This is a genomic window from Gordonia sp. NPDC003425, from assembly GCF_053588635.1.
In genome coordinates this window covers 1-10,205 of record NZ_JBSFQI010000030.1, presented here as the reverse complement: position 1 = coordinate 10,205, position 10,205 = coordinate 1, and the positions used below count along the sequence as shown (strand labels likewise).

Sequence of the window (10,205 nt, the reverse complement as noted above, 5' to 3'; positions counted from 1 at the left end):
GCTTCCGCAACCTCAACCACTACATCTTGCGGTCACTCATCCACTCCGGCCAACTCGCAGAACGACTGCATGCACTCTGAATCCGGAAGAGCCAGTTCACCGCCGCGTTGACCCGCGCGGTGGCGTTTCGCCGGTTCAAAGCCGCCGACGTGCGTTCGATCCTGGCCGCCGGTGCGGGCGCCCCGAACCCCCGCACCGCCGGTGACGCCCTGGTCACCCACTCCCCACGGCACCGACCCGCGACCTCGAGCGGTACAAGATCACGGCGACGGCGAGGTGGTGTCATGACCACCGCGAAGCCATCACAACTGTTGCACCACAGGAGATACCGCCACTGGCATCCGATCTTGACATGGCGTTTCGGCGGTTGAAACTCGCCGCGATCCGCCATATGGCACCCGAGGTGTTGTTGACCGCGAAGACCCAACGCTGGACACCCGAGGAATTGCTACGCACCCTGGTCGAAGCCGAGATCGCCGCTCGAGACGCCTCCAACATCCGCAACCGCCTCAAAGCCGCCGGGTTCCCCGTCACCAGAACGGTGGGGTCTTTCGATGTGGCCGCCTCGTCGATACCGGCGAACACCTTCGCCTACCTGGAAGCATTGGAATGGCCACGCGCCCAACATAATCTGGCGATCATTGGTCCGCCGGAACGGGCAAGAGCCACACCTTGATCGGGCTCGGGATCGCTGCGGTGCACCGCCGGTCACAAAGTGCGCTAGTTCACCGCCGTCGACCTCGTCGAAATGCTGTATCGCGGCATGGCCGACAACACCGTCGGCAAGATCATCGACACCCTGCTCCGCCAAGACCTGATCATCGTCGATGAAATGGGATTCGCACCTCTGGACGACACCGGCACCCAGTTGCTGTTTCGGGTCGTCGCTGGCGCCTACGAACGCCGCTCCCTTGCCATCGCCTGGCCATTGACAATCGTTCTCCCGTGTCAACATGAAAGCGGGCCGTCGAGATAGCTGGTGAGTGCTCAGAGACCGTCAGCATCACGAGAGGCCCGCCTACTCTGGCGGAACCACACGGGTGGGGAATTCAGATAAGCATCACTGGAAAATTCCGATGAGCGCCGTCAGAATGGATCAACTCGTATGCCGACGCCGTCAGCTCGCTGAGTGGGACTGCACGCTGACCCTTGCCCCGGACGAGCCGATGCCGGCGCCAGTCGATGGCCCAAAACCCTGTGATGGTACCGGAGTACCCTCGATCGACGGGCTGGTCACCGACTCATTTTGTCTGAGTAGCACTTTTCACCTGCGGCCAGGTCTATTGATCGACATGGCCTACAATTGCCGTCGCCGACACAGCGCGCTCGGACCTTACTCGGAGGACGAGGAAAGGCGAGCACGCAGTCGGCGCCGATCCAGCTTCCCTGCTCCGCGCGTCGGAAGTTCATCGATTTCGATGATCTCGCGCGGTGCGGCGTAGCGGTCGAGGCGTTCGGCCACCATTCCGCGAATCCGTTTGCCGTCCACGCGGGTACGGCCGGAAGGAACGATGAACGCCACCACCTTCTCGCCCAGCCTGTCGTCGGGTAGGCCGACCACTGCACATTCGGCAACGGCCGGATCTTCGACGATCACGGCCTCCACCACCTGCGGCACCACGGTGAGTCCTCCACTGATGATGGCCTCGTCGGCGCGGCCGATGATGTGAAGGGTGCGATCGTCGTCGACTCGGCCGAGATCGTCGGTGCGGAATGATTCGGCTCGTCCGAACGCCGGATGGCCGGGCAGGTTCCGGTACCCGTGCGCTACCATCGGTCCCGAAAGCGCCACCCGGCCAACACCTTCGGGATTGGGATCGAGGATGTCGACGGTGACGCCGTCGAGCGCGACGCCGTCGTAGACGCAGCCGCCCGCCGTCTCGCTCATGCCGTAGGTGCGGACGATGGGAATGCCTTCGTCAACGGCTCTGCGCAGCAACGGAACCGGTGTGGCGGCGCCGCCGACAAGCAAGGCGTCGGCCGAACTCAGGGCGGCAGTGGCGTGTGGTGACTCGAGCACCTTGAGTAACTGCGTGGGCACCAGTGAGGTGTAACGGCGAGAGCCGTCGAGATCCTCGAGTGCGGTGGCGAAGGCGTCGGGGTCGAAGCCGGACGAGATGTCGAGTACCCCGGGAGTGAAACCGGCCGCCAGGGCACGCAGCAGCACCTGCAGCCCCGCGATGTGGTGGGGCGCCAATGCGAGCAGCCAGTTGCCGGGGCCGCCGAGACGTTGTTCGGTGGCGCTCGCCGACGCCAGGAGCGTAGCCGGGGTGTGTTGCGCCCCCTTGGGGACGCCGGTGGTGCCGGAGGTGGAGATCACCAGGGAGATGTCGGGGTCGATGGGCTCGTCGACGCCGAGGGCGGTGGTGAGGCGCTCGGCCTCGCGGGGGTTGGTGGGGAGGGGGAGGTAGGCGGTGGAGGGTGGTTTCGACAAGCTCAACCAGCGGGGGTCGCTCAACCAGCGGGGGTCGCTCAACCAGCGGGGGTCGCTCGACCAGCGGGGGTCGCTCGAGCGAGGGTCGAGCATGGCGAGGAGTTCGTCGCGGCGGTCGAGGACCGTTGGATCGGCGGGGAGGGGGAGCCCGCGCAGGACGTTCAGCTCGGATCCCCCGGGTCGAGCGGTTGATCGTCGAACGGCCAGCCGAGCGCTTCAAGGTGCGCGCGAACGCGGTCGATGTCGGCGTCGTGGGGAAGTTCCTGGGTGACGCGTGTAATCTTCACCCCTGCGTCGATCTTGGAGATCGGTTCCGGCGGGGGCGGCGATTCACGGATCAGCTCGCCCGACACCTCGGTCACCTCGTCCTCGGTGAGCTGTCTGCGCAGCAGTGCGATGAGCGGGTTGAAATCATTCTCCGGCACGCCGTTGGGATACCCGGCGCGCAACCAATCGACGATCCTCTTCAGAAACTGCGGCCGATCCGCCATTGGCTCACCCCTCGACGCAACACGACACGACCCAACCGGGTGATTCTAGCCGGTGGGAAGGTGTCAGTTCTCGGATGCGTCGGGCTCGCCGAGCGGCCACCCGGCGGCGGCGAGGCGGCCGGCCACCTGGTCGATCTCCGCCTGCGTCGGCGGTTCGTCGGTCACGCCGCGAATCGCGGAACGGATCTGATCCTCGGTGAGGGGCGTATCGACGCCGTATTCACGGGTCAGTTCCAACGCCACCTGCATGATCTGATCCTCGTCGAGCACCCGGATCAGCAGGGCGAGCAGCGGCGGGAAGTCGGTGGGCGGGATGCCCTCGGGGTATCCCTTGCGAATCCAGTTGACTGCTGACTCGAACAATGAGGTGGCCATGATGCCTTTCCGGGCGGGTGATGGACGACGCCGACCTGTGGGCTCGCTACAACTTCTTGCCCACTGCTACTTCTTGTACGCCCAATCGGGGAAGACCTGGATTCCGAAGTAGTACTGCAGCGTGGTGCGCGCCACCCACAGCAGGCCGATGATGATCGCGATCAAGACGATGGCGAAGAAGAAGTAGCCGATCGCCCGCAGTGCCGGATTGGGTGCCGTGGTGGTGCCGTCGGCGGTGGTTCCGCCTGCACCGCGCGATTCCAGGAGCATGCCCACCGCGAACAGCGCAGGCAGTCCGGCGCCGAACAGCAGGCCGATGGCGAAGACCTTGACGATCGATTCGACGATATCCATGAGTGTTCAGCTGCCTTTCAGGCCGTCGCCGAAGGGGTGGGCTTCTTTGCGTCCGCCGGGATGATCGAGTTGGTGGACTCGTCCCAGTCGGCGTTGACGTTGCCGGCGTCCACCTTGTTCTGCTGCGCCCGCCAGTACATGTAGGACGCGGCGGCGATGAGGAGCGCGAAGATGACGATCGAGCCCATCACGTTGCCCAGCAAGTGGCCGAGGCCGTAACAGATGGCGCCCACGATGGCGGCTGCCGGGATCGTGGTCAGCCAGCCGATCACCATGCGTCCGGCGACCGCCCACCGCACCTGCGCGCCCTTCTTGCCGACGCCCGAACCGAGGATGGACCCGGTGGCCACCTGGGTGGTGGACAGTGCCATGCCGGCTGCGCTGGAGGTGAGAATGATTGCTGCCGAGGATGATTCGGCCGCCATGCCCTGCGGTGAGCTGATCTCGACCAAGCCCTTGCCCAGGGTGCGGATGATGCGCCAGCCGCCCAGATAGGTACCCAGCGCGATGGCGCCGGCACAGGAGAACACCACCCAGACGGGAAGGCCATGCTGCACCGACGACGCCGACAGGTGACCCGTGGAGATCAGGGCGAGGGCGATGACACCCATGGTCTTCTGAGCGTCGCCGGTGCCGTGGGCCAGCGAGACCAGCGAGGCAGTCGCGATCTGACCACTTCGGAATCCGCTCTCCTGCCGAGCATGCGACACCCGCGCGGTGATCTTGAAGACCAGCCAGGTGCCGCAGGCGGCCACCGCGCAGGCGATGAAGGGCGATGCGAAGGCGGGGATGATCACCTTGGCCAGCAGGCCGTGCCAGTTGATACCGCTCGCGCCGAGCGCGGCCAGTCCCGATCCGATCAGGCCACCGAAGAGCGCGTGCGAGGAGCTCGACGGCAGGCCGTAGAGCCAGGTGAACAGGTTCCACAGGATGCCGCCGACGAGGCCGGCGAAGATGATCAGCAGCGCGGTGGTGGGAGAGATACCGGGGATCAGATCGCCCTTGTCCGCACCGGAGGTCTGCTGCAGTTTGAGGACGTCCTTGGTGATCGTGGCCGCGACCTCCACCGAGAGAAACGCGCCGACGAGGTTGAGGATGGCCGAAATGCCGACGGCGACCTTCGGCTTGAGGGCCCCGGTGGCGATCGACGTCGCCATCGCGTTGCCGGTGTCGTGGAAACCGTTGGTGAAGTCAAATCCCAATGCTGTGATGACGAGCAACACAAGGATCAGCAGCTCTCCGCTCATGGGAGTCATTCTGCGTCCCCTGTTTGGCGATCACCTAAAGAACTCTCAGGTTGGCCACAGGCTGTGACCTGCGAGTTTTCCTCCCACGCCAAGCAGTTCACGCACTGTTCATGTTGGCGTCGACGAATGGCCATGACCGATGTCCGATTTGCGACGGAGCGAACGCTCGGCCGGGCGCCTGACCGGCGGTCTGGCTGTGCAAGAATCGTGATCCATGACACCGATCAAGCTGGGCATGCCGATCAACTACGCCGGCGACTTCCGCGAGACCATCGAGAATCTGCGCGACTTCGAGGCGGCGGGTGTGCAGCGGATCGCTGTTCCGGAGGCCTACAGCTTCGACGCGGTGAGCCAGCTCGGATACATCGCGGCACGCACCGAGAAGATGGAACTGCAGAGCGCGATCCTGCCGATGTACTCGCGCACGCCGTCGAACCTGGCGATGACCGCGGCCGGCCTGGACTACATCAGCAACGGTCGATTCGTTCTCGGCATCGGCGCCTCGGGTCCGCAGGTGATCGAGGGCTTTCACGGCGTCAAGTACGACTACCCGGTGGGCCGGGCGCGGGAGAACGCCGAGATCTGCCGGCTGATCTGGCGGCGCGAGAAGACCGATTACCGCGGCAGGCACTACACGCTGCCGCTCACCAAGGACGACGGCGGCACCGGCCTGGGCAAGCCGCTCAAGATCATCAACCACCCGGTGCGCGAGCGAATCCCGATGCTGCTCGCGGCGATCGGACCCAAGAACACCGAGCTCGCCGCGGAGATGTTCGAGGAATTCCAGCCCTTCCTCTTTCATCCCGAATACGTCGACGCCGCCTTCGGCGAGCCGCTGGCCGCGGGCAAGGCCAAGCGCGATCCGTCGCTGCCCGACCTCGGGATCGTGGTGCAGGCCACCGCGCTCATCACCGAAGACGCCGAGCAGATCAAGAACGCCACCGAGTTGGTGCGTCATCACGCGGCGCTCTACATCGGCGGCATGGGTGCGCGCGGCAAGAACTTCTACAACACCCTCGCCCAGCGCTACGGCTACGTCGAGGAGGCCAAGCTGATCCAGGACCTCTATCTGGACGGCAAAAAGGTGGAGGCGGCCGCGGCGGTACCCGAGGATCTGGTGGCCGCGATGAGTTTCATCGGGCCGCGGTCGCTGGTGGCCGAGCGCGCCGACGCGTTCCGCGCGGCGGGGGTCACCTGTGTGCTGGCGGCGCCCGTGGCGCCGACGCACAAGGAGCGGGTGGAGGACGCCGAGGAACTGGCAGAGATCCTTATGGGGTATGAATAACTTCACTATGGGGCATGAATGACTTCACTTCCGGCAACCAAGTACAGCTGCCTTAGCCAGTCCGCTGTACTGATAGGCGAAGATCGCCGTCCACCCTGCAACCGACGTTCCGTAATCGCGGGGAACGCTGTGCATCACCACCTCGCCGGAGAAGCATTGTCCGAAAATGTATCGTGCACGCACCAGGTGATAGCGCCAACTCACCGCTATCACCGACTTCCAGTGCCGTTGCTCCGCTAGTCGTTGGACAAACATGGCTTCGCCGCGAGTCGTCGAGGGATCAGGTCGGAAACAGATCACTTCGATTTTGTCAGTGCTCGAGGAACAGATCCGATTCATGAGCACAGTACCTGCTCGGGTGTATTCGTTATTTATGTAGGGGTTTGACACCACAACTGTGTTCGCATATCCCTCACGAGCAAGCGTGAGTCCGTAGTCTTCGCGGCCATCGTGCTCACCGCCCAGCACAACGATCGCGTCCACTTTTCGGAGTGAGTCCGAATGGTCGCGGTAGAAGAGTTGATAGCCCAGGCCAGCAGTTGCCAGCGTGCCGAGTAGTAGCACAACGACCAGTGCGAGGAAGACACGAGCGTGTCCGACGCGACGCGCTCGCGACGCAGACGGGTCGGGTTGTTCTGCGGAGGCTCGATCCGACGATGGGCTGACCGACATGCATACGATTGTGTCAGTGGCGTGTCCCCCGTTAACCGGTCCGGTCGGTTTTAGAGTCCGGATTGCCCTGATGAGGGCACGAAGGGGCGATAGGGATCATGGCAGGGCGTAAGCGTCACTCGGCCGAGGACATCGTGCGCGAGCTGCGCCGGGCCGACGAGTTTGCCGCAGAAGGCAACACCGGCGAGGAGATCGCCGCCGATCTCGAGGTGTCGGCGGCCACCTTTTACAACTGGCGCAGTACGGCGGCGTGGACGCTGATGCCACCAAAGAACTCAAGGAGCTACGCGAGCAGAACAGCCCGCTCAAGCGGCTACTAGCTGACGCCGAGTTGGAGGAAAGACGTGGCGTGTCCCCCGTGAGCCGGTCCGGGTTGTTTTAGAGTCCTGATTGCCCTGATGAGGGCGGAGAAGGGACGATGAGGACCATGGCAGGACGTAAGCGTCACTCGGCGGAGGACATCGTGCGCAAGCTGCGCCGGGCCGATGAGCTGGCCGCCGAAGGCAAGACCGGCGAGGCGATCGCCGCCGATCTCGAGGTGTCGGCGGCCACCTTGTACAACTGGCGCCGCCAGTATGGCGGTATGGACGGTGACGCCGCGAAGGAACTCAAAGAGTTGCGGGATCAGAACAGCCGACTCAAGCGGTTGCTCGCCGATGCCGAACTCGAGAAGGACGCGCTGCGGGAGATCGCCAAGGACGCTCCTATAGATGTCAAGTGTTGATTCTGGCGTAATCGGCGCGGAGTGCTTGGAAGACTTCGCGGGCCAGGTAGCGCTTCTGGCAGCGAATGATCTCGGGCATGGATAGGCCCTCGGTGGTTCGGCGATCGGCGTAGGCCCTGCTGCGGGAGTCGTAGCGCAGGCGCACAACGGTGGCGATGTGCAGTGCGCTGTTACTCGCTCGATCGCCGCCTCGGTGCAGTCGGTGCCGGCTGGTTTTGCCCGACGAGGCAGGGACCGGTGCAACGCCGCAGAGGTGGGCGAACGCGGCCTCGCTGCGCAGCCTGTCCGGGTTGTCGCCCACGGTCACCAGTAGTGCGGCGACAGTGTCGGGTCCGAGGCCAAATATGGCGCTGGTGGCCGGTGCCGCGGCTCGGGTGAGTTCGTCGAGTTGCTTTCGCAGAGTGCGGGTCTCGATGTTGAGGTGTTGTACCCGCATGGCTATCGACCGTAACGCATGTTTGGCTGCCTGGACGGGATCGGCGAGGTTGGTTGTCTCTGGCCGAAAACGTGAGCAGGCAGCAACCAGTTGCGCCGAGGACAGCCCACGCAGCTGGGCGCGCAGCGACTCGGGAGCAGTGACGACCATCGAGCGCAATGAGTTGATCGCGGCGGTGCGGGCTTTGACGGCGCCAATGCGGGCAACCCGCAGCATCCGGATGGCTTCGATCGGGCCGTCGGCCAGTTTCGGCGCACCGCTTGCTTTGCCCGCCAATACGGTTCGCGCGGCCGCCTCGGCGTCGATCGGGTCACTCTTACCGCGTTGCCGGCGCAGGCGTCGGTCCGGGCGCGGTACCTCGAGTACGTCGACGCCTTGATCGTGCAGGTAGCGCGCCAGGCCTGCCCCGTACGCGCCGGTGCCTTCGACACCGACGTGAATGAGTGTGCCTTTGCTGCGCATCCATCTGAGCATCGAGGTGTAACCGGCTGGTGTGGCCGCGAATTCGGCGTCGGCAATCAGCCGCCCGTTGCTGTCGATCACTGCCGCGTGATGTGTTGCCGTATGGGTGTCTACTCCACCGATGATGGACCTTCTGCTGACGGCCATGTCTGGTTCGGTTCCTCTCCGTTGGCCGGGCCGTGCGCAGAGGGTGGACAGGCCAGTGATGGGCCGCGGGCGAGCACGCTCCTATTAGGTCACACCGTCCGTGCCGAAGCCCGAGTCTTCATGTGTGGTGGATGCCGGTCCGAGGCTCGACAGGTCCTGTGAAGGGCACTCGATCGGCCAGGAAAATTCAGGGTCACAACCCCGGCACGGCATCCAGTACCCATCATCACTGGCTCGACAGGTCCTGTGAAGGGCACTCGATCGGCCAGGAAAATTCAGGGTCACAACCCCGGCACGGCATCCAGTACCCATCATCACTGGAAAATTCTGAGCCCGACCGCCAAACGCGCCGCCATCGACATGCTCAAAGACGTCAAGAACATGTCAGAACGCATGGCGTGCAAGGTAGTTGGGCTTTCCCGTTCCGCCTATCGACGGCTGCCGCAAGCGCACACCCCGGCCGACCCCGACGCCGCGCTGCGCGAGCAGTTACGCACGTATGCCCGCAAGAATCCGCGGCACGGGTTCCGGCGGGCGTGGGCGCACCTGCGTTTCGACGACGGTATCGAGATCAACAAGAAGAGGGTGCACCGCCTGTGGAAGGAGGAAGGACTGCAGGTTCGCCGTGCTCCGCGGCGCAAACGCGCCGGCCAGTCATCGGTCCCGGTCGTTGTCGCGGACGCACCGAAAGTGGTGTGGGCATTGGACTTTCAGTTCGATTCCACCGTGGATGGGAAGAAGATCAAGATCGCGTCCATGGTGGACGAACATACCCGGATGTCGTTGCTGAACATCGTGGACCGCTCGATTCCGGCTGAGCGGTTGATCGAGGAGTTGGAGAAGACGTTCGCGATCTGGGGTGGCCCGCCGATGGTGCTGCGCATGGACAACGGCCCTGAGTTCATCTCAGAAGCCCTGCAGGCGTTCTGTGCAGGGTCGGTCGGGATCTCCTACATTCCGCCCGGCACGCCGTGGAACAACGGGTTCATCGAGTCGTTCAACAACCGGTTGCGCGACGAGTGTTTGAACCGCAACTGCTGGCCCACCCTGCTCGAGGCCCGTGTGGTCATCGGCGACTTCAAAGACGACCACAACCACCGACACCGACATTCAGCACTGGGCTATCGAACCCCGGCCGAGTACGCTGCCCGATGCACCCACCAACATCACCCCGTGGGCTGCGAGATCGACTGACGATCACAACAAGGAACTGGCTCTAGAACTGCCTGGACCGGTTATCGGGGACCTGCCAGACGCACTGCGGGAGATCGCCAAGGAAAATTCTGAGCCCAAACGGCCAAGCGCGTCGCGATCTACATGCTCAGAGAAGTGATGAGCATGTCAGAACGTATGGCTGCAGACCACCGACACCGCCACTCAGCGCTGGGCTACAAGACACCGGCTGGGTGCGCTTCCGGATGCACCCACACTCATCACCCCGTGGCTGCGAGATCGACTGATCAACTGCAAGTAGGAACTGGTTCTAGTGTCGCGTTTCGTTAGTTGGTTTTCGGTTGAGCTTTCTTGAGAATCTCCTCGACCGGTTTCGTCCACACGAAGGGGTGTTTGCGGTCGTTC

The 10,205-nt window shown here is 63.9% G+C and carries 10 protein-coding genes and 3 pseudogenes; 6 read left to right on the top strand and 7 right to left on the bottom strand.

All coding sequences use genetic code 11. The annotated features are described in order from the left end of the window. Positions 1-104 precede the first annotated feature (104 nt). Both ACWDTD_RS20275 and ACWDTD_RS20270 read left to right on the top strand, forming a co-directional pair. Positions 105-271 (top strand): annotated as a pseudogene (locus ACWDTD_RS20275) (IS21 family transposase); the annotation flags it as partial. 81 nt (positions 272-352) lie between these two features. Then, a pseudogene (locus tag ACWDTD_RS20270) lies at positions 353-976 on the top strand (ATP-binding protein). Positions 977-1,333: 357 nt separating this feature from the next. Here the strand turns inward: ACWDTD_RS20270 and menE are convergent. From menE to ACWDTD_RS20245, 5 genes are all read right to left on the bottom strand, one after another. After that, positions 1,334-2,434, bottom strand: coding sequence for an o-succinylbenzoate--CoA ligase (menE, locus tag ACWDTD_RS20265; RefSeq protein ID WP_449748923.1), 1,101 nt, complete (start codon positions 2,432-2,434; stop codon positions 1,334-1,336). A 161-nt stretch (positions 2,435-2,595) separates the two neighbouring features. Beyond that, entirely contained in the window at positions 2,596-2,925 is a 330-nt protein-coding gene (locus tag ACWDTD_RS20260) for a DUF3349 domain-containing protein (protein WP_449748922.1), read from the bottom strand. A gap of 63 nt (positions 2,926-2,988) precedes the next feature. Further along, a complete protein-coding gene (locus ACWDTD_RS20255; RefSeq protein WP_449748921.1) occupies positions 2,989-3,300 on the bottom strand; it encodes a DUF3349 domain-containing protein in 312 nt (103 codons plus the stop codon). Between the two features lie 66 nt (positions 3,301-3,366). Continuing rightward, positions 3,367-3,654, bottom strand: a complete 288-nt coding sequence (locus ACWDTD_RS20250; protein WP_449748920.1) for a hypothetical protein — start codon at positions 3,652-3,654, stop codon at positions 3,367-3,369. 17 nt (positions 3,655-3,671) lie between these two features. Next, entirely contained in the window at positions 3,672-4,901 is a 1,230-nt protein-coding gene (locus ACWDTD_RS20245) for an anion permease (RefSeq protein WP_449748919.1), read from the bottom strand. A 214-nt stretch (positions 4,902-5,115) separates the two neighbouring features. Between ACWDTD_RS20245 and ACWDTD_RS20240 the strand changes: the two genes are divergently transcribed. Next, on the top strand, positions 5,116-6,186 hold the full coding sequence (locus ACWDTD_RS20240; protein ID WP_449748918.1) for an LLM class F420-dependent oxidoreductase: 1,071 nt from the start codon (positions 5,116-5,118) through the stop codon (positions 6,184-6,186). Positions 6,187-6,210: 24 nt separating this feature from the next. Here the strand turns inward: ACWDTD_RS20240 and ACWDTD_RS20235 are convergent, their stop codons facing one another. Then, a complete protein-coding gene (locus ACWDTD_RS20235; protein ID WP_449748917.1) occupies positions 6,211-6,858 on the bottom strand; it encodes a YdcF family protein in 648 nt (215 codons plus the stop codon). Positions 6,859-6,956: 98 nt separating this feature from the next. On the opposite strand from ACWDTD_RS20235, the gene ACWDTD_RS20230 reads away from it, so the two are divergent. After that, positions 6,957-7,178 (top strand): transposase, encoded by a 222-nt coding sequence (locus tag ACWDTD_RS20230; protein WP_449748916.1) that lies wholly within the window; start codon positions 6,957-6,959, stop codon positions 7,176-7,178. Positions 7,179-7,285: 107 nt separating this feature from the next. Further along, a pseudogene (locus tag ACWDTD_RS20225) lies at positions 7,286-7,555 on the top strand (transposase); the annotation flags it as partial. Positions 7,556-7,571: 16 nt separating this feature from the next. Here the strand turns inward: ACWDTD_RS20225 and ACWDTD_RS20220 are convergent. After that, positions 7,572-8,627, bottom strand: coding sequence for an IS110 family transposase (locus ACWDTD_RS20220; RefSeq protein ID WP_449748915.1), 1,056 nt, complete (start codon positions 8,625-8,627; stop codon positions 7,572-7,574). Positions 8,628-8,987: 360 nt separating this feature from the next. On the opposite strand from ACWDTD_RS20220, the gene ACWDTD_RS20215 reads away from it, so the two are divergent. Then, positions 8,988-9,821 carry an IS3 family transposase gene (locus tag ACWDTD_RS20215; RefSeq protein WP_449748914.1) on the top strand — a complete coding sequence of 278 codons (834 nt, stop codon included), beginning with the start codon at positions 8,988-8,990 and terminating at the stop codon, positions 9,819-9,821. Positions 9,822-10,205 lie beyond the last annotated feature (384 nt).

Bases quoted from the DNA above. Each gene is read 5' to 3' on its own strand.
- ACWDTD_RS20245 (WP_449748919.1), bottom strand. From the start codon at position 4,901: ATGAGCGGAGAGCTGCTGATCCTTGTGTTGCTCGTCATCACAGCATTG.
- ACWDTD_RS20250 (WP_449748920.1), bottom strand. From the start codon at position 3,654: ATGGATATCGTCGAATCGATCGTCAAGGTCTTCGCCATCGGCCTGCTG.
- ACWDTD_RS20230 (WP_449748916.1), top strand. From the start codon at position 6,957: ATGGCAGGGCGTAAGCGTCACTCGGCCGAGGACATCGTGCGCGAGCTG.
- ACWDTD_RS20240 (WP_449748918.1), top strand. From the start codon at position 5,116: ATGACACCGATCAAGCTGGGCATGCCGATCAACTACGCCGGCGACTTC.
- ACWDTD_RS20215 (WP_449748914.1), top strand. From the start codon at position 8,988: ATGCTCAAAGACGTCAAGAACATGTCAGAACGCATGGCGTGCAAGGTA.
- ACWDTD_RS20260 (WP_449748922.1), bottom strand. From the start codon at position 2,925: ATGGCGGATCGGCCGCAGTTTCTGAAGAGGATCGTCGATTGGTTGCGC.
- ACWDTD_RS20220 (WP_449748915.1), bottom strand. From the start codon at position 8,627: ATGGCCGTCAGCAGAAGGTCCATCATCGGTGGAGTAGACACCCATACG.
- ACWDTD_RS20235 (WP_449748917.1), bottom strand. From the start codon at position 6,858: ATGTCGGTCAGCCCATCGTCGGATCGAGCCTCCGCAGAACAACCCGAC.
- ACWDTD_RS20255 (WP_449748921.1), bottom strand. From the start codon at position 3,300: ATGGCCACCTCATTGTTCGAGTCAGCAGTCAACTGGATTCGCAAGGGA.